The sequence below is a fragment of the Hartmannibacter diazotrophicus genome (assembly GCF_900231165.1).
In the GTDB taxonomy this organism is placed as follows: domain Bacteria; phylum Pseudomonadota; class Alphaproteobacteria; order Rhizobiales; family Pleomorphomonadaceae; genus Hartmannibacter; species Hartmannibacter diazotrophicus.
The window spans coordinates 5158296-5182600 of sequence record NZ_LT960614.1 but is presented as its reverse complement, the minus strand read 5'-3'; the positions used below and the strand labels follow the sequence as shown (position 1 = coordinate 5182600).

The following is a 24305-nucleotide window of genomic DNA, read 5'->3' as shown; positions in this document are numbered from 1 at the left end:
AAAAAAGGCCGGGGCAGTTGCCCGCCCCGGCCCGGTCGTCGTCTTGGGAGATCAGAAGAAGCCCAGCGCCTTCGGGCTGTAGCTGACCAGCAGGTTCTTGGTCTGCTGGTAGTGGTCGAGCATCATCTTGTGGGTCTCGCGGCCGATGCCCGACTGCTTGTAGCCGCCGAAGGCCGCATGGGCCGGATAGGCGTGGTAGCAGTTGGTCCACACGCGGCCCGCCTGGATGTTGCGGCCGAAGTGGTAGGCGCGGCTGCCGTTGCGCGTCCACACGCCGGCGCCGAGGCCGTAGAGCGTGTCGTTGGCGATCTCGAGCGCCTCTTCCTCGGTCTCGAAGGTCGTGACGGACACGACCGGGCCGAAAATCTCCTCCTGGAAGACGCGCATCTTGTTGTTGCCTTCCAGAACGGTCGGCTTGACGTAGTAGCCACCTTCCAGTTCGCCCGGCAGGATCGTGCGGCTGCCGCCAGTGAGCACCTTGGCGCCCTCGGCCTTGCCGATGTCGATATAGGAGAGGATCTTCTCCATCTGGTCGATCGAAGCCTGCGCGCCGATCATCGTCGCCGGATCGAGCGGATGGCCCTGGCGGATCTTCTCGACCCGGGCGACGGCCCGTTCCATGAAGCGGTCGTAGATCGACTTCTGGACCAGCGCGCGGCTCGGACAGGTGCAGACTTCGCCCTGGTTGAGGGCGAACATGGTGAAGCCCTCCAGCGCCTTGTCGAAATAGTCGTCGTCCTCGGCCATCACGTCGGCGAAGAAGATGTTCGGCGACTTGCCGCCCAGCTCCAGCGTCACCGGAATGATGTTCTCCGACGCATACTGCATGATGAGACGGCCGGTCGTCGTCTCGCCGGTGAAGGCGATCTTGGCGATGCGCTTGTTCTGGGCGAGCGGCTTGCCGGCCTCGATGCCGAAGCCGTTGACGACGTTCAAGACGCCGGCCGGCAGGATGTCCTTGATGAGGTCGACGAGCACCATGATGCCCATCGGGGTCTGCTCGGCGGGCTTCAGGACGACGCAGTTGCCGGCGGCGATGGCCGGGGCCAGCTTCCAGGCGGCCATCAGGACGGGGAAGTTCCACGGAATGATCTGGCCGACGACGCCGAGCGGCTCGTGGAAGTGATAGGCGATGGTGTCGTGGTCGACCTCGCCGATGGAGCCTTCCTGGGCGCGGATGCAGGCGGCGAAATAGCGGAAGTGGTCGATGGTGAGCGGCATGTCGGCCGCGGTGGTCTCGCGGATCGGCTTGCCGTTGTCGATGGTCTCGGCCATCGCCAGGATGTCGAGGTTTTCCTCCAGACGATCGGCGACGCGGTTCAGCAGCAGGGCGCGCTCGGCCGGCGAGGTGCGGCCCCAGGCGTCCTTGGCCTTGTGAGCGGCGTCGAGGGCGAGCTCGATGTCGGCGGCCTTGGAGCGGGCGACCTGACAGACGACCTTGCCGGTGACCGGGCTGATGTTGTCGAAATATTCGCCGTCGGCCGGGGCGACCCACTGGCCGCCGATGAAGTTGTCATAGCGGGTGCGCCAGACCTGGCGGGCTTTGAGCTTTTCGATTTCCTGATGCAGCATTGGGTGTTTCCTCCACCGTTCCGGGCAACATCCCGGTTTCCATCCCGGCTGCATTCAAATCGAAAAATCGATTGAAGCCATTGGACGAAGGTCCAGATGCGGCTTTTGACGCAGGTCAATGCCCAGGGCCCCGCAAGCCTGAAAGAACTGCGTCAGGGACGCGGAGCCGTTCTTTGCATCTATCCGGAATCATTGGCGAAAGGATTGACGGAGAACGCCCTGTCACCGGGTGCGTTCCGACAGGAGATCTCTTGAGGCAGCGGGAGGAAGGCTGACGCCCGTTTCGACCAAAGTCCCATTCGCGACCGATCCAATCAGATCGTTTCATACCGTCCAACGGACCGGTTTACGCCCTGCACGGGCCAGACTATCGTCGAAACCTTCCAGGGGCGTTCCCCGTTTCGTCTTTGCCCGGCCCAGTCCGGGCAAAGACGAATGACCCAAGCAGACAGGATTGCCGGACCTTCGATCATGCAGCCCGGGGAGCGGGCAGCAGTCCGGAGCAACCGGCATCCGCCAGAAGAACAGGAGAGAGGATGAAGCTCACCATCGTCGGCTCACGCTATTTCGGCGCCGCTGCGCTGGAGGTGATCCTCAAGGAGAATGTCGAGATCCTGAGCGTCGTCGTCCTCAACGACGAGGACCGCCTGGCCGTGGCCGCCCGCGAGGCGGGCCTTCCGGTCGCCGTGCAGGCCGACCCCAAGGTCGTTACGGCCGACATGATTCCCGAAGGGACCGACCTCATCGTCACCGCACACTGCCACGCGCGCATCGAAGCGGATGCGCTGGCGAAATCACGGCTCGGCGGCATCGGCTACCATCCCTCGCTGCTGCCGCGCCATCGCGGCATGGCGGCCGTGGAGTGGACCGTCAAGGCGGGCGATGCCATCGCGGGCGGCACGATCTATCACCTCGCCGAACGGATGGACGCCGGCGCGATCGCGATGCAGGACTGGCGCTTCGTCAAGCCGGGCGAGGACGCCCGAAGCCTTTGGGAGCGAGCTCTGGCGCCGCTGGGACTCGACCTCATGGGGCGGGTGATCCGCTACGCCATCGAACACGACAGCCTGCCGTCGAAGCCGCAGGACGAGGAATTCGCGACGGCGGCGCGCAAGAAGGATCTGTGACCCTTGCCTGCCATGCGCACAGGCAAGGCAAATGACAGGCGGAAATGGAAAAGGGGCGCTGCGGAGCGCCCCTTTCTTGCGTTCAGCGCGATCACTCGCGCGGCGCAGATCAGACCTGGGCAAGGCCTCCGTCGACACTGAGCTCGACACCGGTCACGTAGCTGGCTCCCGGCGAGGCAAGGAAACTCATGACGCTGGCGATTTCGTCCGGGTCGGCCATGCGGGCCAGCGGGGCGGCGTCCTGCACATAGGTCTCGAAGCCGGCAATCGCTTCGGCGTCCATCTTCAGTCCGGTCTCGAAGATCGGCGTGCGGGTGACGCCCGGGCTCACCGCATTGACCCGGATCTTTCGGGATTTCAGATCGTTGGCCCAACTCCGGGCAAAGGAGCGCACGGCCGCCTTCGACGCGTTGTAGAGACTCAGGTCCGGCATGCCCTTGTTGCCGACGATGGACGAGGTGATCACGATCGACCCGCCGTCGCGGACCAGCGGCAGCATCGTCTGGACGAAGAAGAAGACGCCCTTCACGTTGATGTCGAAGGTCTTGTCGAACTCCTGCTCGCTCGTCTCGCCGTAGGTGTTCCTTTCGGCAATGCCGGCGTTGGCGAAGACGGCGTCGAGCTTTTCGCCCGCCGCGGAAATGGTCTCGAACAGCTTCCGGCTGTCGGCAAGGCTGGCCGCATCGGCCCTGACGGCGACGGCCTTGGGGCCGAGTGCCGCCGCAGCCTTGTCGAGCGTGGCCTGCGTCCGGCCGGTGATATAGACCTTCGTCCCTTCCTCGGTCAGGCGCTTTGCCAGAGCCAGTCCAATGCCGGTCGATCCGCCGGAAATCAGCGCGATCCTGTTTTCGGTAGCCATGTCGTCGTCTCCATGCATCTGTAATTTCTTTATTTCCGTATTTCGGTTTTATCGAAATATTGAACAACGTCAACAAATGCGGTAGGCCGATCACGACAAGGTGATTTGGTTCCATCGCCCGCGCGGACGGAAGGTTGCAGGACGGATCGCGAACCAGACATCCGGACCTCGGGGGCTCGCGCCATCCGGTTCCGCGTTTTTCAGGAGACGACCGACAAGGTGGTTCAGTTCTTTCATCCAGCGACAGGCGACATCACGCTGACCGGCGTCATGGCGGCGCTTGGCGACCCGGTGCGGCTCGCCATCGTGCGCGCGCTGCATGAGGCCGGAGAGGGAAAGAGTTGCCGCATGGCCTGCCCGACGCAGCATATCGCGCCGTCTACCCTGTCCAACCACTTCCGGATTCTGCGGGAAGCCGGTCTCGTGCACACGACGAAGCGGGGCGTGGAGAACATCTCCGTCCTTCGGCACGACGATCTCGATAGCCGGTTTCCGGGCCTGATCGAGCAGATCCTCAGCCACGAGCCGGCCTGAGAGCCTTTCGCGCCGGACAGGAGCGGTCCTTTCGCACCGCGCCGAGTTTGTCGTGGCGCAGCCCCGTGCTCATCATAAAATAACGCCATGCGATTCGGATTTCCGCCAAGCTTCTCAAGGAAGCCCCCGGCTCCACGGCGGCCCGATCATCTCGTGATCGAGATGGCGGGCGGTTCCGTGCGGCTGTCGCTCAACTGGAACAGCCGGGCGAAGCGCTACAGCCTCAGGATCGCTCATGGCCGCACCGAACCTGTCCTGACGATCCCGCGCGGCGGCACGCTCGAAAGAGCGCGGGCGTTTGCCAGCCGCCACGCGAACTGGCTGGCACATCATCTCGACCGGGCACCGCAGGCGGTCGCCTTCGAGCCAGGCGCGATCCTGCCATTTCGCGGGGAAGACCACAGGCTCCATCCGGCGGGCACGCTGCGCGGGCTCGTCAAGATCGGCCCCGGAGATGCGGACGAACCCTTGCCCCGCATTCTCGTCCCCGGCGATCCGGCCCGGTTCGAGCGCCGCGTCCGCGATTTTCTCGTGGCCGCGGCCCGCACGGACATCGAGGCGGCCGTCGCCCGCCACACAGCCGTTCTCGGGCGCAGCGCCAGCCGCGTCACCCTGCGCGACACGACTTCGCGGTGGGGGTCGTGCTCGTCACGCGGCGCGCTTTCCTTTTCCTGGCGCCTGATCCTCGCCCCGCCCTTCGTGCTCGACTATCTCGCCGCCCATGAGGTGGCGCATCTGGCCGAGATGAACCACGGGCCCCGCTTCTGGGCCCATTGCGAGAGCCTCTGCCCCCGAACCGCCGAGGCACGCGTCTGGCTGAAGAGCAACGGCAGCCGTCTCCATGCCTACGGAAAGGCCTGAGCGACCATTTTAGCGCCAGCGCATGCGGGTCATTTGAAGCATTCGGGCCACGCTGCGCGAATTGCGTCAAATCGGGGGCAATTCTATGGCCCCTTCTATTGACACCCGGCCAACCGCATGCCGTTATTACTATATTTTTCGGTAACCATTTTAGACAAGAGATAGAAATTGCCTTTTAACCGGCTCATTTCAGGCGCGGATTTCCATGCGCGCGAGCTATTCAAACGGACCTTCGCGCTCGTTCCTCCAGCCGGCTATTGTTCGATCCGGGCGACACCAACGTCACACGACGGGGGCGCCCGTGACTGACGTCGACACCATCCGCGCCCTCCCCTGCTGGCAGGGCCTAATCGAAGTCGAGCCCCTTGGCGGCGGGCTTTCCAACCGCAATTTTCTGGTCCGCGATGGCGGGCGCCAGTTTGTGGCGCGGATGGGCATGGACATGCCCTTTCACCATGTCTTCCGCGCTCGCGAAGCCGCCGTTTCGCAGGCTGCCGCGGTGGCGGGCATTTCACCCAAACTCGTCCATGTCCTGCCGGGCACGATGATCTTCGACTATATCGGCGGGCAGGTTCTGACGCCGGAAGACGTCAGGCATCACGCAACCGCGATTGCCCGGCTGCTCTGGGAGGCCCATCACCGGATCGGCCAGCATCTGCGCGGCCCGGCGTCCTACTTCTGCGTCTTCCATGTCATCCGCGACTATGCGGCCCGCCTGACCGAGGCGGATGTTGCGCCCTCTTCACTGAACCATTGGCTCGAAGTGGCCTCCAAAGCGCAGCAACTTCAGCCGCCGCTGCATCTCGTCATCGGCCACAACGATCTGTTGCCGGCAAACATCCTGCGCGACCCCGAGGGTCGGCTCTGGCTGATCGACTGGGAATACGGCGGCTATGCCTCGCCGCTGTTCGATCTCGCCAATCTGGCCGGCAATGCCGGCTTCAGCGACGATGAGGAAAGACAACTGCTCGAGGTCTATTTCGGGACCTCGCCGGATGCCGATCTTCTTGCCGCCCTCCGCGCCATGAAGCTTGCCTCGCTGCTCAGGGAGACCCTCTGGGGCATGGTCAGCGCGCTTTGCATGCCCGACAACGGCGTCGATTACGCCGCCTATACGCGCCAGACCCGCGCGGCCTTCGAAACGGTCCTCGACGCGTTCGAAGGGAGGGCCGCGTGAGCGAGGCACCTCTTCCCGACCGCGCGCAGATCGTCGTCATCGGCGGCGGCATCATCGGCTGCTCGACGGCCTATCACCTGGCGCGCGACCACAAGGCCGACGTGGTCCTGCTGGAAAAGGGACGGCTGACCAGCGGCACCACGTGGCACGCGGCCGGCCTCATCGGCCAGCTGCGCACGTCGGCGTCGATCACGCAGGTCCTGAAGTATTCGGTCGAACTCTACGAAAGGCTCGAGACGGAGACAGGGCTTGCGAGCGGCTGGAAGCAGAACGGCGGCCTGCGCCTCGCGACCACCAAGGACCGCTGGATCGAGCTGAAGCGCCTTGCGACCGCTGCCCGCAGCTTCGGGCTGGAAATGGATCTCCTGACGCCGACGGAGGCGCGCAAGCGCTGGCCGTTTATGGAGATCTCCGACCTAATCGGCGCAGCCTTCCTGCCGACCGACGGCCAGGCGACGCCCTCCGACATCACCCAGTCGCTCGCCCGCGGCGCACGCATGCACGGCGCGCGCATTTTCGAGGGCGTCACCGTTACCGGCTTCGTGATCGCGGACGGCCGGGTCACGGCGGTGGAGACGACCGGCGGACCGATCGTCTGCGAGAGCGTCGTCAACTGCGGCGGCATGTGGGCCAAGGACATCGGCCGTCTCGCCGGCGTGCGCGTTCCGCTGCAGGCGATCGAGCACCAGTATCTCGTCAGCGAGCCGATCGAGGGCCTGCCGCGGGATCTGCCTACGCTGCGCGACCCCGACCGTCGCACCTATTTCAAGGAGGAGGTCGGCGGCCTGATCATGGGCGGCTACGAGGCCGACCCGATCCCGTTCGCCAACGGTCACATCCCGGACCATTTCGAATTCCAGCTCCTTGAGGAGAACTGGGGCCATTTCGAGCCGCATGTGGTCGAGGCCATGGCGCGCGTGCCGGCGCTGAAAGAGGTCGGCGTGCGCCAGCTCGTCAACGGGCCGGAGAGCTTCACCCCCGACGGCAATTTCATTCTCGGGCGGGCCCCGGAGCTTGGGAATTTCTATCTCGGCTGCGGCTTCAACGCCTTCGGCATCGCCAGCGGCGGCGGCGCTGGCTGGGCACTGGCCGAATGGGTGATGAAGGGTTATGCCCCGCTCAATCTCTGGTCCGTCGATCCGACCCGCTTTGCCGGCGTCCACAACGATGCCTTCACCAAGGCCCGGACGATGGAGGCCTATGCCAAGCATTACGCGGTCGCCTATCCCAACGCCGAATTCGAGAGCGCCCGGCCGCGTCTGACCTCGGCGCTTTACAGCCGCCTTCGGGCACGCGGCGCCGTCTTCGGCTCCAAGCTCGGCTGGGAACGGGCGAACTGGTTCGCCTCGGCCGGCATGCTGCCGGAGGAGCGGCCGGCGCAGGGACGCCCGGCCTCCTTCGACATCGTCGCCGCCGAACACGAGGCCTGCCGCAACGGCGTCGTGATGTTCGATCTCTCCTCGATGGCGAAATTCGAGATCTGGGGCCCGGACGCCGCCGCAAGGCTGGAATGGCTCTCGGCCAACGATATTGCCCAGCCGCCCGGCAGCATCGTGCGCACGCAGATGCTGAACGAGCGCGGCGGGATCGAGTGCGATGTCACGGTGACGCGGATCGAGGGGGATGCCTTCTACATCGTCTCGGCCACCGCTGCCCGCACCCATGACGCGACGTGGATTTCCGAAAGCCTCAAGGGAGCGAACGCCACCTTCCAGGATGTGACGGAGCTCTGGGGCACGATCGCGCTGATGGGGCCCTTCGCGCCGGCGGTCATGACCGCCGCGACCTGGACCGACCTTGCGCTCGCGCCCGGGCAGGCGCGGACGATGACCATCGCCGGCGCCCATGCGCGCGTCCTGCGCCTCAGCGTCGTCGGCGAGCGGGGCTACGAAATTCACGCGCCGATGGACCAGCTCGGCACCATCTACGACGCGCTGATGGAAGCCGGCGAGAGCTTCGGCATCCGGCCGGCAGGCTACCGTGCCTTCGACTCCCTCAGGCTCGAAAAGGCCAAGCGCTCCTGGGGCGCCGACATCACGTCGGGCGACAGCCCCTTCGAGGCCGGGCTCGGACGCTGCGTGAAGCTTTATTCCAGCGCCGATTTCCAGGGCCGGGCCGCGGCGGCGGCGATCGCGTCCATGCCGCCGCGCAAGCGGCTTTGCGGCTTTGCCATCGACAGCACCGAGGTCTATCTCACCGGGCGCGAGACCATCCTGAGGAACGGCCGTCAGGTCGGCTATCTGTCGTCCGGCGGCTGGGGCCACACGGTGAAGACCAACATCGGCTTCGGCTACGTCAGCAATGGGGCGGGCGTCACGGACGCCTGGCTCAACGAAGGCAAATACGAGGTCGTCGTCGCGGAGATCCTGTGGCCGGCGCGCCTGGCCATGGCCCCGCTCTACGACCCCGCCGACAACCGGCTTTTCTAAGCGAAGACGGCGCGGCCGGGCCGGGAAACCTCAGCCGGCAAGCGCAAGGCGGTCGAGTTCCTCGATCGCGCCGGCAAGCGCCAGCGTGCGCTCGGCCATCTCGGCATGAAGGCGCTCCACCATGCGGCCCTCGATCTTGACCGCCGACTTGTCGGCATTCTCGGGCTGCTGGAAGACGGCGACCACCGTCTTCGCCCATTCGATCTCCTCGACGCTCGGCACGAAGGCCTGATTGGCGACCTCGATCTGGCGCGGGTGGATCAGCGTCTTGCCGTCGAGCCCGAATTCGCGGCCCTGGCGGCATTCGGCGGCATAGCCCTCGTCGTCGTAGATGTCGTTGAAGACGCCGTCGAGAATGCCGAGGCCGTAGGCACGGGCGGCCGCGAGCGACAGACTGATCCACGGCACCATCGGAGCCCGGTCGTCAACGAATTGCGCGCCCGTCTCCTTGGCAAGATCGTTGAGGCCGAGGACGAAGCCCTGCAACCGGCTGCCTGCACGGGTCGAAGAGGCAGCGATTTCCTTCAAATTGAGGATCGCCAGCGGCGTTTCGATCATCGCCCAGACCCGGATCGCCGGATCGGCACCGAGACCGGCCATGGCCTCTTCGATCCGAACGAGATCGGCCTCGCTGGAGACCTTCGGCACCAGCACAGCATCGGGGCGCGCCGCGACCGCCGCGGCAAGATCGTCCGATCCCCAGATGGTGGAGAGACCGTTGATGCGGATGAAAATCTCGCGGCGCCCGTAGCCGCCCCTCGCCATCTCCGTGCCGATCGTCTCGCGCGCGACTTCCTTGGCATCCGGCGCGACGGCATCCTCCATGTCGAAGATCAGCCCGTCGGCCGGAAGGCCCCTGGCCTTGTCCAGCGCACGGGCATTCGACCCCGGCATGTAAAGAACGCTGCGGCGCGGTCTGACGACGGTCATGACGCGTTCATCTCCCCCAAATTCGCTCCCTTCGGCCGCTTCTGCTGATCGGAAGCTGTGCCGCCCGGCCCGTCCGCCCTGCGGCAGTGCAACAAAGAGGCCGGCAGTCATGTTGCATTGCACATAATAGCGCCGAACGGCAGCGGCTCAAACTCCTTCCTTTCTCCGATGCGGCGGATCGAAGCAGACGGCAGGCCGGTGCCGGGCCGGTCCAACAGCGCGCGCCAGCAGCCTCGCATCCGACGCGCCGGATCCGCCTGCCAGTCGACCTGAAGTCCGAAACCATGGCGCGGACGGGCGGAAAATCGGCCTCCAGCGGCCGCATCACCACAGAATCTCCTTTTTCGTTCCAGCAGATGGGCAATTGGTGGGGATTTCGGCGGCCTCCCGGCCCGGCACCTATTTGCTTTCGGTGCTCGAAGGGCAGTATAGGCGTTAAGATCATTGCACCATGGCCGGTCCGGCGCTGGCTCAAGAACATTCAAACACCGCCCATCGAGGAGCGAACCAATATGAAATTCCTTCGCGCAGCAGGCATGATCTCCCTCCTCGGACTTGCCGCCTGCGGCGGCTTTCGCTCGCCTCTCGGTTCCTCCCCCAGCGGCATTCCCCCGCTGCAGCCCGCGCCCACGACACCGGTCGAATCCATGCAACTGCCTCCGCCTCCCGGCATGGAAGAGCCGCAGCAGCCCGTCGACGAGGCCGCGGCAGCCGCCCAGCTGCAGGAAGCCCAGCAGTCGGCGGTGGCCATCGCCAAGCCGGATCTCGCCGGCGCATGGACGATCTCGTCGGGCGGCGAGACCTGCAAGCTGTTCATGAATCTCACGAGCTGGACCGGTGGCTATCGCGCCAACACGCGCGGCTGCGCCTCCGAGGAGCTGAAGTCGATCGGCGCCTGGGACCTCAGCGGCAAGGAAGTCACGCTGAAGGATTCGTCCGGCTCGCCGGTTGCCCGCCTCTATGCCTCGGCGGCGCAGCGCTATTCCGGCCAGATGGAGGTCTCCAAGCGCGGCGTCCAGGTCTTCCGCTAAGCCCGCCGATCGAGCGATCCCGGTCCGGTACGCTGATCATCCCTCGGGATGACGACGCACCGGGCCGGATCGGCTAGAGTGTTTGCGTTCAATACAAAGGCACGGACATGCTCCATGTCTTGGTCTTCGCGCAAGTCCGGGTCTTCGCGCAAATCCGGGCGGAAAGCCGGTTCCCGCTTTTCCCGGATTTGCTCTAGCTTTTCCTTGCCGCCGGTTCTTCCGCCGGCTTTCTCCTTGCGGCGCAGCCGCTCCGGGGCGGGTGGACCGTCTCGCCTTCGCAGCATATGATCCCGCATCGCAGCATGACGGTCCGAGAGTGAGGATGGACGCTTCTTCCAAGGCCCCCGACTTCGGCGCCAAGGCCGGCAGCCACAATGTCTCGCACGCCTATGACGGGCTGGTGGCGCGCGGGGATATCTCCGCCGACGTCAACCAGAAGAAGATCACCTGCCGTCTCGACCAGCTCATCGACGACCTCAAGGAGACGCATCTCGCCTCCAAGAAGAGCGCGCTCGGCTGGATCTTCGGCAAGCGCGGCAGCCAGGCGAAGATCGTCAAGGGCGCCTATATCTGGGGCTCGGTCGGGCGCGGCAAGACGATGCTGATGGACCTCTTCTTCGACCTCTGCCCGGAGCCGAAGAAGCGGCGTGCCCATTTCCTCGACTTCATGGCCGACACGCACGAGCGCATCCACAAGGCCCGGCAGGCCGGCGAGAAGGATCCGGTCGAACGGGTCGGCGACGCCATCGCCGGCGAAACGCGGCTGCTCTGCTTCGACGAATTCGCCGTCACCGATGTCGCCGATGCCATGATCCTCGGGCGGCTCTTCACCTGCCTCTTCCGGCACGGGGTCGTCGTCGTCGCGACGTCGAATGTCGCGCCGGACGACCTTTACAAGGACGGGCTCAACCGAAGTTTCTTTCTCTCCTTCGTCGCATTGCTGAAAGAACGCACGGATATCCTGCGCCTCGACTCGCCGACCGACTACCGGCTCGACAAGATGTCGAAGGAGGATCTCTACGTGACGCCAAATGGCGCTGAGGCCTACGCGCGGCTGAACGATCTCTGGGCCAAGGCGACGGCCGGCAAGACGACGGCGCCGGCGAGCCTGACCGTGAAGACCCGCCGGGTGCTCGTTCCGATGGCCGCCGGCAGCTTTGCGCGCTTCGGCTTTGCCGATCTTTGCGAAAAGCCGCTCGGCGCGCAGGACTTCCAGGCCATCGTGCGTGCTTACCACACGATCTTCCTGGACGACATTCCGGTCATGAACCGGGCGCGCCGCAACGAGGCCAAGCGGTTCATCACACTGATCGATACCCTCTACGACACCGGCACCAAGCTCGTCTGTTCGGCGGCCAGCGAGCCGGACGGGCTCTATCAGGACACGATCGGCACGGAGGCCTTCGAGTTCCAGCGCTGCGCGTCCCGTCTCGTCGAGATGCGCTCGGACGCCTATCTCACGGCGCCGCGCCATCTGCACGGCGTCGAGGCGGCCGACGGCGATGACCGGGCCGTCGCCGAGTAGACGGCCGCGTGGCGGGTGCCAGCCCCCGGGTCAGACGGACGGCGCCCGTTCGGTCCTGCGTTTTGTTTCCGGCAGTTGACGTTTGCGTAAGGATACGGCGCCGCGCGTCGTCCGCTGGGGATGACAATTGAGCCCCGCGGCCACGAAACGGCGCGGATTCAACGGAAGTGCAAAGAGTCTTGCTTGCACTTGCTCCGCAATCGGGGTAGTGCAGAACTGGAAACGCGGTCCTATATTCCCTTTACGTAAACGGAAGGTACAAGAATGGCGCGGAACAAGATCGCCCTCGTAGGGGCGGGACAGATCGGGGGAACGCTTGCTCATCTCGTCGGGCTCAAGGAGCTTGGCGACGTGGTGCTCTTCGACATTGCCGAGGGCATTCCGCAGGGCAAGGCGCTCGACCTCGCCGAATCGGCCCCGGTCGAAGGCTTCAACGCGAAGCTTTCGGGAACGCAGAGCTACGAGGCAATCGCGGGCGCCGATGTCGTCATCGTGACCGCCGGCGTGCCGCGCAAGCCCGGCATGAGCCGCGACGACCTTCTCGGCATCAACCTGAAGGTCATGGAATCGGTGGGCAAGGGCATCGCCGAATACGCGCCGAACGCCTTCGTCATCTGCATCACCAACCCGCTCGACGCGATGGTCTGGGCGCTGCAGAAGTTCTCCGGCCTTCCAGCCAACAAGGTCGTGGGCATGGCCGGCGTGCTCGACAGCTCGCGCTTCCGCTATTTCCTGTCCGAGGAATTCGGCGTCTCGGTCGAGGACGTGACCGCCTTCGTGCTCGGCGGCCACGGCGACACGATGGTGCCGCTCGCCCGCTACTCGACCGTTGGCGGCATCCCGCTGCCGGATCTGGTCAAGATGGGCTGGACCACGCAGGAAAAGCTCGACCAGATCATCCAGCGCACCCGCGACGGCGGCGCGGAGATCGTCGGCCTGCTGAAGACCGGCTCGGCCTTCTATGCCCCGGCGACCTCGGCGATTTCGATGGCCGAGAGCTACCTCAAGGACAAGAAGCGCGTGCTGCCCTGCGCCGCGCACCTCAACGGCGAATACGGCCTTTCCGACATGTATGTGGGCGTGCCGATCGTGATCGGCGCCGGCGGTGTCGAGAAGGTCATCGAGATCGACCTTCAAGGCGAGGAAAAGGCCGGCTTCGAGAAGTCGGTCGGCGCTGTGAAGGGCCTCATGGACGCCTGCAAGGGCATCAAGCCCGAGCTTGCCTGAGACGAAGGACAAGGCCGAAGACGCGGCGATCCGGACAGGACCGCCCGGACTTCGGCCTTTGTCCGCATCAAAGGTGATTTGCCCCGCGGCGCGCTGACCGTCGTCGCCCGTGCAGTGTAAGACCTTGGCTGCCGCTTTGCGGCCGGGCAACAGGATGGCCGGGGAGAGAGGTTCGTGCCGGGGACAGGCATCATCGCCGTCCACGGCACTCGCGACATCGGCCCTTTGGTGCCCGCAGACGTCTGAAGACCCATTTCGGGGGGATAAGAGCAAATGAACATTCATGAGTATCAGGCCAAGGCACTGCTGAAGGAATACGGCGTGCCGGTGGCCGACGGGGTCCCGATCCTTGCCGTGGACCAGGCGGAAGCGGCGGTCGAGGCACTGCCGGGCCCGGTCTATGTGGTGAAGAGCCAGATCCATGCCGGCGGGCGCGGCAAGGGCAAGTTCAAGGAACTCGGCCCGGATGCGAAGGGCGGCGTGCGCGTCACCTTCTCTCCCGAGGACGCCGTCGCCAACATCAAGGAGATGTTCGGCAAGACGCTGGTGACAAACCAGACCGGCCCCGACGGCAAGCAGGTCAACCGCCTTTATCTGGAGGACGGTGCCAACATCGACCGCGAGCTCTACTGTTCGCTGCTCGTCGACCGCTCCTGCGGCCAGGTTGCCTTCGTGGTTTCCACCGAGGGCGGCATGGACATCGAGGAGGTCGCCCATTCGACCCCCGACAAGATCCACACCATCGACATCGACCCGGCGATGGGCGTCACCGAGGCCAACGTCGAGAAGATCTGCATGGAGCTGGAGCTCGAGGGCAACGCCCACGACGACGCCAAGCTCCTGTTCCCGACGCTCTACCGGGCGTTCATGGAGAAGGACATGAGCCTTCTCGAGATCAACCCGCTGATCGTCATGAAGGACGGCTACCTGCGCGTGCTCGACGCCAAGGTCTCCTTCGACGGCAACGCGCTCTTCCGTCATCCGGAAATCGTGGAGCTGCGCGACAAGTCCGAGGAAGACGACAAGGAAATCGAGGCCTCCAAGTATGACCTCGCCTATGTCGCCCTTCACGGCAACATCGGCTGCATGGTGAACGGCGCCGGCCTTGCCATGGCCACCATGGACATCATCAAGCTCTATGGCGCCGAGCCCGCCAACTTCCTCGACGTCGGCGGCGGCGCAAGCAAGGAGAAGGTCACGGCGGCCTTCAAGATCATCACCGCGGACCCGGCGGTCCAGGGCATTCTCGTCAACATCTTCGGCGGCATCATGCGTTGCGACGTCATCGCCGAAGGCGTGGTCGCGGCCGTCAGGGATGTCGGTCTGCAGGTTCCGCTCGTCGTGCGCCTGGAAGGCACCAACGTCGAACTCGGCAAGAAGATCATCAACGAAAGCGGCCTCAACGTCATTGCGGCCGACGACCTCGATGATGCCGCCCAGAAGATCGTTGCCGCGGTGAAAGGCTGACACGCATGTCGATTCTCGTTGACAAGAATACCAAGGTCATCGTCCAGGGCCTCACCGGCAAGACGGGCACCTTCCACACCGAGCAGGCGCTCGCCTACTACGGCACCCAGATGGTCGCCGGCGTCCACCCGAAGAAGGGCGGCGAGACCTGGGTCTCGTCCAAGGACGACAGCGCCAAGCTGCCGATCTACACCTCCGTCGCCGAGGCGAGGGACGCAACGGGCGCCGACGCGTCCGTCGTCTACGTGCCGCCGGCGGGTGCGGCTGCCGCCATCATCGAGGCCATCGAGGCCGAGATTCCCTTCATCGTCTGCATCACCGAGGGCATTCCGGTGGTCGACATGGTGAAGGTCAAGGCACGCCTCGAGGGCTCCAAGTCGCGGCTGCTCGGCCCGAACTGCCCCGGCGTCCTGACGCCGGAAGAGTGCAAGATCGGCATCATGCCGGGCTCCATCTTCAAGAAGGGCTCCGTCGGCATCGTGTCGCGCTCGGGCACGCTGACCTATGAGGCGGTGTTCCAGACCACGAACGAGGGCCTCGGCCAGACGACGGCCGTCGGCATCGGCGGCGATCCGGTCAAGGGCACCGAGTTCATCGACGTGCTGGAGATGTTCCTTGCCGACCCCGCAACCGAGTCGATCATCATGATCGGCGAGATCGGTGGCTCGGCCGAGGAGGACGCAGCCCAGTTCCTGAAGGACGAGGCCAAGAAGGGCCGCAAGAAGCCGATGGCCGGCTTCATCGCGGGCCGTACCGCCCCTCCCGGACGCACGATGGGCCACGCCGGCGCCGTCGTTTCCGGCGGCAAGGGCGGCGCGGAGAGCAAGATCGAGGCGATGGAAAGCGCCGGGATCAAGGTCTCGCCCTCGCCGGCCAAGCTCGGCAAGACGCTCGTCGAGGTGCTCAAGGGCTGATGACGCCTTGCCGGCATGGTCCTTGCTGACCATCTGGTAGGAACGAAAGACGATTGTTCATCATGGCCGATGGCGGGAGTGCCCGCCATCGGCATCCATCATAGACGCCGCACAACACAACAAAAGCGGCGCATCCAGACGAGAGGCGGGCAACCCCCGGAACCGTCATATGGCACGCCAGGATCTGAACGAAGCCTTCGCGCAAACTTCCTTCCTTTATGGCGGCAACGCCGTCTGGATCGAGGAAATGCACGCCCGCTACCAGGCCGACCCGACTTCGGTCGACCCCGACTGGCAGCGGTTCTTCGCCGCGCTCGACGAAAATCGCGACGATGTGATCGCCAACGCCAAGGGCGCCTCGTGGGAGCGCGCCAACTGGCCGATCACGCCGAACGGCGAGATGGTCGCCGCGCTCGACGGCAACTGGGGCGAGACGGCGAAGGTCGTCGAGAAGAAGCTCAAGGACAAGGCGGCCGCGACCGGCAGCGCGGTCAGCGAGGCCGACCTCGTCCAGGCGACGCGCGATTCCACCCGCGCCCTGATGCTGATCCGCGCCTATCGCATGCGCGGCCATCTGCACGCCAACCTCGATCCCCTGGACCTTGCCAAGAAGCCGGACGACGCTGAACTTTCGCCCGCGTCCTATGGCTTTTCCGGTGCCGACCTCGACCGCCAGATCTTCATCGACGGCGTCCTCGGCATGGAATACGCGACGATCAGCGAGATCGTCGAGATCCTGCGCCGCACCTATTGCTCGACCGTGGGCGTCGAGTTCATGCACATCTCCGATCCGGACGAGAAGTCCTGGATCCAGGAGCGCATCGAGGGGCCCGACAAGCAGATCAGCTTCACGCCGGAAGGCAAGCGCGCCATCCTCAACAAGCTGATCGAGTCCGAAGGCTTCGAGAAGTTCCTCGACGTCAAGTTCACCGGCACCAAGCGCTTCGGCCTCGACGGCGGCGAGTCGCTGATCCCGGCGCTGGAACAGATCATCAAGCGCGGCGGCAACCTCGGCGTCCAGGAAATCGTGCTCGGCATGGCCCACCGCGGCCGCCTCAACGTCCTGACCCAGGTGATGGGCAAGACCCACCGCGCGCTCTTCCACGAGTTCAAGGGCGGCTCCTACGCCCCCGACGACGTGGAAGGCTCCGGCGACGTGAAGTACCACCTCGGCGCCTCGTCGGACCGCGAGTTCGACGGCAACAAGGTGCACCTGTCCCTGACGCCCAATCCCTCGCACCTGGAGATCGTCAATCCGGTGGTGCTCGGCAAGGTCCGCGCCAAGCAGGACCAGATCGCCACCGTGCACGAAGGCGACATCATCCCCCTGCACGAGCGCGTCAAGGTGCTGCCGCTGCTGCTGCACGGCGATGCGGCCTTCGCCGGCCAGGGCGTCGTCGCCGAGTGCTTCGGCCTCAGCCAGTTGCGCGGCCACCGCGTCGGCGGCTCGATCCACTTCATCATCAACAACCAGATCGGCTTCACCACCAACCCGCATTTCTCGCGCTCCTCGCCCTACCCTTCCGATGTGGCGAAGATGGTGGAAGCGCCGATCTTCCATGTGAACGGCGACGACCCGGAAGCGGTCGTCTTTGCCGCCAAGATCGCCATCGAGTACCGGCAGAAGTTCCACAAGCCGGTGGTCGTCGACATGATCTGCTACCGCCGCTTCGGCCACAACGAGGGCGACGAGCCGGCGTTCACCCAGCCGATCATGTACAAGAAGATCCGCCAGCAACCGACGACGCTGCAGCTCTACAGCGAGAAGCTCATCGCCGAGGGCACGATCACGGCCGAGGCCGTCGAGGCGCGCAAGGCCGAGTTCCGCGCCATGCTCGACAGCGAGTTCGAAACCGGCCAGTCATACAAGCCCAACAAGGCGGACTGGCTGGACGGCGTGTGGTCGGGCCTTCGGGTCGCCGACAGCTTCGACGAGCGCCGGCCGGGCCTGACCGGCATCGACATGGACAAGCTGCGCGAGATTGGCCGCAAGCTCGCCAAGGTGCCGGAGGGCTTCAACGTCCACCGCACGGTGCAACGGTTCATGGATGCCCGCTCCAAGGCGATCGAGAGCGGCGAGGGCATCGACTGGGCGACCGCCGAGTCGCTCGCCTTCGGCTCGCTCGTGGTCGAGGGCCACAAAGTGCGCCTCTCCGGCCAGGACTGCGAGCGCGGCACCTTCTCGCAGCGCCATTCCGTGCTCTACGACCAGGAGACCGAGGCCCGCTTCATCCCGCTCGCCAATCTCTCCAAGCAGCAGGCCCGCTACGAGGTCATCAACTCGATGCTCTCCGAGGAGGCGGTGCTTGGCTTCGAATACGGCTACTCGCTGGCCCGCCCGAACGCGCTGACGCTCTGGGAAGCCCAGTTCGGCGACTTCGCCAATGGCGCGCAGGTGGTCTTCGACCAGTTCATCTCGGCGGGCGAGCGCAAGTGGCTGCGCATGTCCGGTCTCGTCTGCCTGCTGCCGCACGGCTACGAAGGACAGGGACCGGAGCATTCGTCGGCGCGCCTTGAGCGCTTCCTGCAGATGTGCGCCGAGGACAACATGCAGGTCGCCAACTGCACGACGCCTTCGAACTACTTCCACATCCTGCGCCGCCAGGTGACCCGCGACTTCCGCAAGCCGCTGATCCTGATGACGCCGAAGTCGCTGCTGCGCCACAAGCGGGCGGTCTCCAGGCTGGAGGAGATGGGGGCGGAAACCTCGTTCCACCGCCTCCTGTGGGACGATGCCCAGTCCGATCCGAACGCCGAGATCAAGCTCGTCGCCGACGATCAGGTCCGGCGGGTGGTGCTGTGCAGCGGCAAGGTCTACTACGACCTCTACGAGGACCGGCTGAAGCGCGGCGTCAACGACGTCTATCTCCTGCGCCTGGAGCAGCTCTACCCGTTCCCGGCCAAGGCGCTGGTGAGCGAACTGTCACGCTTCCCCAACGCGGAGATCGTCTGGTGCCAGGAAGAGCCCAAGAACATGGGTTCCTGGGCCTTCGTCGATCCCTACATGGACTGGGTGCTGAGGCAGACGGGGTCCAAGTCGCAGCGCCTGCGCTATATCGGACGTCCGCCGTCCGCCGCCACGGCCACGGGCCTGATGTCGAAGCATATGCAACAGTTGCAGGCTTTCCTCGACGACGCCTTCGCCGAGTAACCCGCGTTCGATCGTTCGAGGCGGCCGGCCCCCGACCGGCCACACAGGCCAGGCCCGCCGCCTCGATCCTTCCTTTCCCGATTTGACGAGACGAGAACAATGGCCACCGAAATTCGCGTTCCAACCCTCGGTGAATCCGTCACCGAGGCGACCATCGGCCGCTGGTACAAGAAGGCCGGCGACAGCGTCTCGGTCGACGAGCCGCTCGTGGAGCTTGAGACCGACAAGGTCACCATCGAAGTGCCGGCGCCGGCAAGCGGCGTTCTTTCGGAAATCCTCGTCGCCGACGGCGAGACGGTCGAAGTCGGCGCGCTGCTCGGCTCGATGAGCGAAGGCGCCGGCGCGGCTCCCGCCCCGAAGGCCGAGGCTCCGGCAGCCGCCGCGCCCGCCCCTGCGCCCGAGGCTCCCAAGCCCGCGCCCAACGGCGGCGCCACCTCGATGCCGCCGGCCCCCTCGGCTGCCAAGCTGATGGCCGAAAGCGGCGCGTCGGTCGACGCCGGTTCCGGCAAGCGCGGCCAGGTGCTGAAGGAAGACGTGCTCGCAGCGATCAAGTCCGGCGCACCGGCGCCTGCCGCCGCCCCCGCACCGGTTGCAGCCCGCGCGCCCGTCGCGATGGACGATGCCTCCCGCGAGGAGCGGGTGCGCATGACCAAGCTGCGCCAGACCATCGCCAAGCGCCTCAAGGACGCCCAGAACACGGCGGCGATGCTGACGACCTTCAACGAGGTCGACATGACCAACGTGATGGCGCTGCGCTCGACCTACAAGGACATCTTCGAGAAGAAGCACGGCCAGAAGCTCGGCTTCATGGGCTTCTTCGTGAAGGCCGTGATCCAGGCGCTGAAGGACGTTCCGGCGGTCAACGCCGAGATCGACGGCACCGACCTCGTGTTCAAGAACTACTACCACATCGGCGTTGCCGTCGGCACCGAGAAGGGCCTCGTGGTGCCGGTGGTGCGGGACGCCGACATGATGTCGATCGCCGAGGTGGAAAAGACCATCGGCGGCTACGGCAAGCGCGCCCGCGACGGCCAGCTGAAGATCGAGGAGATGCAGGGCGGCACCTTCACCATCTCCAACGGCGGCGTCTACGGCTCGCTGATGTCGACCCCTATCCTCAACGCGCCGCAGTCCGGCATCCTCGGCATGCACAAGATCCAGGAGCGGCCGATGGTCGTCGGCGGCAAGATCGAAATCCGCCCGATGATGTATCTGGCGCTCTCCTACGATCACCGGGTCGTCGACGGCAAGGAAGCCGTGACCTTCCTCGTGCGCGTCAAGGAGGCGATCGAGGATCCGCAGCGCCTCGTGCTCGATCTTTGAGCTGACGAACGGTTAGGGACGAAGCGATGGCCGAAGGCGTTCTCCTGATCACCGGCGCGAGCCGCGGCATCGGCGCCGCGACCGCGATCCTCGCGGGACGGGCCGGCTATCATGTCGTCGTCAACTACGTCGGCAACCAGGCGGCGGCCGAAACCGTCGCCGGTACCATCGCCTCGGCCGGCGGCCGTGCCTCGGTCGTCCAGGGCGATGTCGGATCGGAGGCGGATATCCTCAGGATGTTCGCCCATGCCGACGCTCAGGGACGCCTCGCCGGCCTCGTCAACAATGCCGGCGTCGTCGACCTGTCGGCGCGGGTCGACGAGATGAGCCTCGAGCGCCTCGAGCGCATGATGCGGATCAACATCATCGGATCGATCGTCTGCGCCCGCGAGGCCGTGAAGCGGCTTTCCACCATGCATGGCGGCGAGGGCGGCGGCATCGTCAACCTTTCCTCGGCGGCCGCCAAGCTCGGCGCGCCGGCGAACTATGTCGACTATGCCAGCGCCAAGGGCGCGATCGACACCTTCACCGTCGGCCTTGCCAAGGAAGTCGCCGCCGAGGGTATCCGCGTCAACGCCATCCGCCCCGGCATCATCGCCACCGACATCCACGCGAGCGGCGGCCAGCCGGACCGCGTCGCAGAAATGGAAGCCTCGCTTCCCATGAAGCGCGCCGGAACGGCCGAGGAATGCGCCAAGGCCATTCTCTGGCTGCTTTCCGACGAGGCCTCCTACACCACCGGCGCCATCCTCGATGTCTCCGGCGCCCGGGCAATCCTGCCCTGATCCTTTCCTCTCCCGCCAACGAACTCCAATGAAGAGGCACCAATGTCCAGCTACGACCTGATCGTCATCGGCACCGGCCCCGGCGGCTATGTCTGCGCCATCCGCGCCGCCCAGCTGGGCATGAAGGTCGCGGTCGTCGAGAAGCGCGCCACATATGGGGGCACATGCCTCAACATCGGCTGTATCCCGTCGAAGGCCCTGCTGCACGCCTCGGAAATGTTCGAGGAAGCGGGCCATGTCTTCGACCGGCTCGGCATCAAGGTCGGCACGCCGGAACTCGACCTGCCGGCGATGATGACGCACAAGGACACCACGGTGGACGCCAACGTGTCGGGTGTCGCCTTCCTCTTCAAGAAGAACAAGATCGAGGCCCATCACGGCACGGGCCGGATCGTTGCGGCCGGCAAGGTGGAAGTGACCGCCGAGGATGGCGCCAAGACGACGCTCGAAGCCAAGTCCATCGTGATCGCCACCGGCTCGGACGTCGCGACGCTGCCGGGCATCAGCATCGACGAGACAACCGTCGTCTCCTCGACCGGCGCGATCAAGCTGGAGACGGTGCCGGGCCATCTCGTCGTGATCGGCGCGGGCGTCATCGGCCTTGAACTCGGCTCGGTCTGGGGCCGCCTCGGCGCCAAGGTGACGGTCGTCGAATATCTCGACCGCATCCTGCCCGGCATGGACGGCGACGTCGCCAAGCAGTTCCAGCGCATGCTGGCCAAGCAGGGCTTCGACTTCAAGCTCGGCGCCAAGGTGACGGGTGTGACGCCGACCGCCAACGGCGCCAGCCTCACCTTCGAGCCGGCCGCGGGCGGCGCTGCCGAGACCATCGAGGCGGACGTCGTGCTTGTCGCCGTCGGCCGCAAGCCCTTCACCGACGGTCTTGGCCTTGCCGAAGTGGGCGTGACGCTCGACGAGCGCGGCCGTGTCGCCACCGACGCGCACTACCAGACGTCGGTGCCGGGCATCTATGCCATCGGCGACGTGATCGTCGGCCCGATGCTCGCCCACAAGGCCGAGGACGAGGGCGTGGCGATGGCGGAAATCCTCGCCGGTCAGGCGGGCCATGTGAACTACGACGTCATTCCGGGCGTCGTCTACACGATGCCCGAGGTCGCCTCCGTCGGCAAAACCGAGGAAGAGCTGAAGGCCGCCGGCATCGCCTACAACATCGGCAAGTTCCCGTTCACGGCCAACGGCCGCGCCCGCGCATCGCTCAAGACCGACGGTTTCGTCAAGGTGCTGGCCGATGCGGCAACGGACCGGGTGCTCGGCGTCCATATCCTCGGCGCGGGCGCCGGCGAAATGATCCACGAGGCCGCCGTGCTGATGGAATTCGGCGGGTCTTCGGAGGATCTGGCGCGCACCTGTCACGCCCACCCGACGATGTCGGAGGCGGTGAAGGAAGCAGCGCTCGCCGTCGAGAAGCGCGCCATCCACATCTGAGCGGCACCGTTCCGGACCAGCAGGCGCCGTCCGCCGGACCACCGGCGGGCGGCGCTGTCGTTTTCAGCCTCCGGCAACTGGCGGGAGGCTCTCTTCGAGGCTCTTCTGGCCGCCGCTTTCAGACGGCGCCGGCATTCCCGCCGTGTGCAGTCCGGGGGCCCTCTTGCGGCGTGGAAGATCGAGGAATGCGTCGACGCGATTGCCCCGCCCCCGGTAGGTCATCCTGTCGAAGCAGAAGCGCGAGGCGATGGCGATGCCTCGTCCGTTCGGCCGGTCGAGCGAAAACTCGGCGTCGAGGAAGGACTTGTAGTCGAAGCCCTCGCCTTCGTCCTCGACCGTCAGCCGGATGCGCGAACGGCCGTGCCGGAATTCGACCCTGGCAACCCTGTGGGCAAAGCGGGGATCGGCCAGCCGCTTCCCGATCTCTTCGTCAAAGCGGTTTTCGAGCAGCAGTTTCGTCTTCGTCTCGAAATCGATGCCGAGATTGCCGTGCTCGATGGCGTTGGACAGAAGCTCCCAAACCCCCGATACGACCTTGTCGGGGTCCGGACAGTTGGCCGCCAGCAGGGTCGACAGATGCTCGGCCTCCGCGAGCGTGCGGATCTCGAAGACACCCATCACGAGGCGGCCCGTTGCCGGCTTGTTGCTGGCCAGATAGTCGCGGATCGACTGCTCGGCGTCGGCGCGCTTGTCGTTGCGTTGACCGGTCATTGCGGCGCCCCCAGATGACGGATGAGGATCATGGTCAGATCGTCGGTGAGACCCGCCGGTGCCGCAGCATCGAGCCTCTCGACCAGTTCGGATCGGATGGCCTCCAGCGGGCGAGACCGGTTCGCCGCCATGAAGTCCGCGACCTTTTCGGGCGGCAATGCCGGGGCATCCGCTTCGGGCGTTTCGATCAGCGCGTCGGAATAGGCGAAGAGGGTCGCGCCGCTGCCGAAGGGAAACGTCGATGTTTCGTAGGAGGCGCTCGGGAGAATGCCGAGCGGCAGGCCGTCGAGCGGCAGAAGACGGAAATCATCCCCTTCCGAATGGATCGGATAGGGCGCGGCGGCGGATGCAACGGCGAGCGAGCCGGCGGAGAAATCGATCACCGTGCAGAGCATCGTGGCGAACTGGCCGACGGGCAGCACCTTGCACAGGAAGGCGTTCACCTCGCCGAGCCACTCGCCGGGATCGTAGGCACTGGCGTTGCCGGCCTTCAGATAGGTGTGGAGGCGGAAGGTGTTGAGGGCCGAATAGATGCCGTGGCCCGTGAAATCGGCCGTCCAGATGCGCAGGGCCGTCGGCGACAGCTGGTCGATCCCCCAAAGGTCGCCGCTGACGAGGGACGAGGGCTCGCACATGCTCGCGACCTCGATCGGGTATTTCCGGCAAAGCTCGGCGATATCCTCCGCCGCCGGCATGAGCTGGCACTGCATGTCGCGGGCCGCGCGCAGTTCCTCGTTGAGGCGGTTCTGATAGTCGGACAGGTGGTCGATCAGACGCCGGCGCTCCAGATGCACGCGGACGCGGCTCAGGAGTTCGCGGCCGTTGATGGGCTTGACGATGAGATCGGTCGCGCCGGCGTCGAAAATGTCGCCGCGCAATTCCGGTGCGTCCAGCACCGTCTGAACGATGACCGGGATGGCCTTGAAGCGCGGCTCGGCCCGCAGCCAGCGGCAGAAGTCGAAGCCGTCGAGCTTCGGCATCAGCATGTCGGTGATGATCAGGTGCGGATGCCAGTCGAAGACGGTCTTCAGGCCCTGCTCGCCGTCGTCCGCAGTGCGGATGTTGGTGTAGCCCGCCCGGACGAGGTTGATCTCGACCACGGACCGGCTCACGCGGTTGTCATCGACGATGAGGATGCGCGCATCCACCAGGCCGTCGAGCGCCTGTTCCGGATCGGCGATGCCAAGCGGGGTCGCCAGGCGGTCATCGTCGTCGAATTCTGATACGATCAGCACG

The 24305-nt window shown here is 65.6% G+C and carries 19 protein-coding genes; 14 read left to right on the top strand and 5 right to left on the bottom strand.

Annotation, left to right across the window (positions count from 1 at the left end):
• Window positions 1-51 precede the first annotated feature (51 nt).
• Entirely contained in the window at window positions 52-1572 is a 1521-nt protein-coding gene (gene adh, locus HDIA_RS23855; RefSeq protein WP_099558499.1) for an aldehyde dehydrogenase, read from the bottom strand.
• A gap of 536 nt (window positions 1573-2108) precedes the next feature.
• Here adh and HDIA_RS23850 point away from each other — a divergent pair.
• The gene (locus tag HDIA_RS23850; RefSeq protein ID WP_099558498.1) at window positions 2109-2699 is read left to right on the top strand and encodes a formyltransferase family protein; all 591 of its coding nucleotides are present in this window, start codon (window positions 2109-2111) and stop codon (window positions 2697-2699) included.
• A 109-nt stretch (window positions 2700-2808) separates the two neighbouring features.
• Here the strand turns inward: HDIA_RS23850 and HDIA_RS23845 are convergent, their stop codons facing one another.
• Window positions 2809-3558, bottom strand: coding sequence for a glucose 1-dehydrogenase (locus HDIA_RS23845; RefSeq protein ID WP_099559132.1), 750 nt, complete (start codon window positions 3556-3558; stop codon window positions 2809-2811).
• 219 nt (window positions 3559-3777) lie between these two features.
• On the opposite strand from HDIA_RS23845, the gene HDIA_RS23840 reads away from it, so the two are divergent.
• The 4 genes from HDIA_RS23840 (at window position 3778) to HDIA_RS23825 (ending at window position 8559) form a co-directional block, all read left to right on the top strand.
• Window positions 3778-4092 carry an ArsR/SmtB family transcription factor gene (locus tag HDIA_RS23840; RefSeq protein WP_099559131.1) on the top strand — a complete coding sequence of 105 codons (315 nt, stop codon included), beginning with the start codon at window positions 3778-3780 and terminating at the stop codon, window positions 4090-4092.
• Window positions 4093-4254: 162 nt separating this feature from the next.
• The gene (locus tag HDIA_RS23835) at window positions 4255-4953 is read left to right on the top strand and encodes a M48 family metallopeptidase (RefSeq protein WP_245884321.1); all 699 of its coding nucleotides are present in this window, start codon (window positions 4255-4257) and stop codon (window positions 4951-4953) included.
• A gap of 301 nt (window positions 4954-5254) precedes the next feature.
• Entirely contained in the window at window positions 5255-6130 is an 876-nt protein-coding gene (locus HDIA_RS23830; protein WP_245884060.1) for a choline/ethanolamine kinase family protein, read from the top strand.
• Window positions 6127-8559: a GcvT family protein gene (locus HDIA_RS23825; RefSeq protein ID WP_099558495.1), complete on the top strand. Its 2433-nt coding sequence runs from the start codon at window positions 6127-6129 to the stop codon at window positions 8557-8559. Before HDIA_RS23830 ends, HDIA_RS23825 begins: the two co-directional genes overlap by 4 nt.
• A 30-nt stretch (window positions 8560-8589) precedes the next feature.
• On the opposite strand, the gene HDIA_RS23820 is transcribed toward HDIA_RS23825, so the two are convergent.
• Window positions 8590-9489, bottom strand: coding sequence for an HpcH/HpaI aldolase/citrate lyase family protein (locus HDIA_RS23820; protein ID WP_099558494.1), 900 nt, complete (start codon window positions 9487-9489; stop codon window positions 8590-8592).
• 512 nt (window positions 9490-10001) lie between these two features.
• On the opposite strand from HDIA_RS23820, the gene HDIA_RS23815 reads away from it, so the two are divergent.
• The 9 genes from HDIA_RS23815 to lpdA all read left to right on the top strand — a co-directional run bounded on the left by HDIA_RS23815 (window position 10002) and on the right by lpdA (window position 22358).
• The gene (locus HDIA_RS23815) at window positions 10002-10520 is read left to right on the top strand and encodes a protease inhibitor Inh/omp19 family protein (RefSeq protein ID WP_099558493.1); all 519 of its coding nucleotides are present in this window, start codon (window positions 10002-10004) and stop codon (window positions 10518-10520) included.
• Window positions 10521-10842: 322 nt separating this feature from the next.
• Window positions 10843-12045, top strand: a complete 1203-nt coding sequence (gene zapE / locus HDIA_RS23805; RefSeq protein ID WP_099558491.1) for a cell division protein ZapE — start codon at window positions 10843-10845, stop codon at window positions 12043-12045.
• A 264-nt stretch (window positions 12046-12309) separates the two neighbouring features.
• A complete protein-coding gene (gene mdh, locus HDIA_RS23800; protein WP_099558490.1) occupies window positions 12310-13272 on the top strand; it encodes a malate dehydrogenase in 963 nt (320 codons plus the stop codon).
• Between the two features lie 273 nt (window positions 13273-13545).
• Complete coding sequence (gene sucC, locus HDIA_RS23795) at window positions 13546-14739, top strand: ADP-forming succinate--CoA ligase subunit beta (protein WP_099558489.1); 1194 nt, start codon at window positions 13546-13548, stop codon at window positions 14737-14739.
• Between the two features lie 5 nt (window positions 14740-14744).
• Window positions 14745-15653 (top strand): succinate--CoA ligase subunit alpha, encoded by a 909-nt coding sequence (gene sucD, locus HDIA_RS23790; RefSeq protein WP_099558488.1) that lies wholly within the window; start codon window positions 14745-14747, stop codon window positions 15651-15653.
• Between the two features lie 169 nt (window positions 15654-15822).
• On the top strand, window positions 15823-18804 hold the full coding sequence (locus HDIA_RS23785) for a 2-oxoglutarate dehydrogenase E1 component (protein WP_099558487.1): 2982 nt from the start codon (window positions 15823-15825) through the stop codon (window positions 18802-18804).
• A 99-nt stretch (window positions 18805-18903) separates the two neighbouring features.
• Window positions 18904-20127: a 2-oxoglutarate dehydrogenase complex dihydrolipoyllysine-residue succinyltransferase gene (gene odhB / locus HDIA_RS23780; protein WP_099558486.1), complete on the top strand. Its 1224-nt coding sequence runs from the start codon at window positions 18904-18906 to the stop codon at window positions 20125-20127.
• Between the two features lie 26 nt (window positions 20128-20153).
• Window positions 20154-20912, top strand: a complete 759-nt coding sequence (locus HDIA_RS23775) for an SDR family oxidoreductase (RefSeq protein WP_099558485.1) — start codon at window positions 20154-20156, stop codon at window positions 20910-20912.
• Window positions 20913-20954: 42 nt separating this feature from the next.
• Window positions 20955-22358, top strand: a complete 1404-nt coding sequence (lpdA, locus tag HDIA_RS23770) for a dihydrolipoyl dehydrogenase (RefSeq protein WP_099558484.1) — start codon at window positions 20955-20957, stop codon at window positions 22356-22358.
• Window positions 22359-22421: 63 nt separating this feature from the next.
• On the opposite strand, the gene HDIA_RS23765 is transcribed toward lpdA, so the two are convergent.
• A complete protein-coding gene (locus HDIA_RS23765) occupies window positions 22422-23069 on the bottom strand; it encodes an ATP-binding protein (RefSeq protein WP_099558483.1) in 648 nt (215 codons plus the stop codon).
• Entirely contained in the window at window positions 23066-24304 is a 1239-nt protein-coding gene (locus HDIA_RS23760) for a PP2C family protein-serine/threonine phosphatase (RefSeq protein WP_099558482.1), read from the bottom strand. The genes HDIA_RS23765 and HDIA_RS23760 overlap by 4 nt, the downstream gene beginning before the upstream one ends.
• Between the last annotated feature and the right edge of the window lies 1 nt (window position 24305).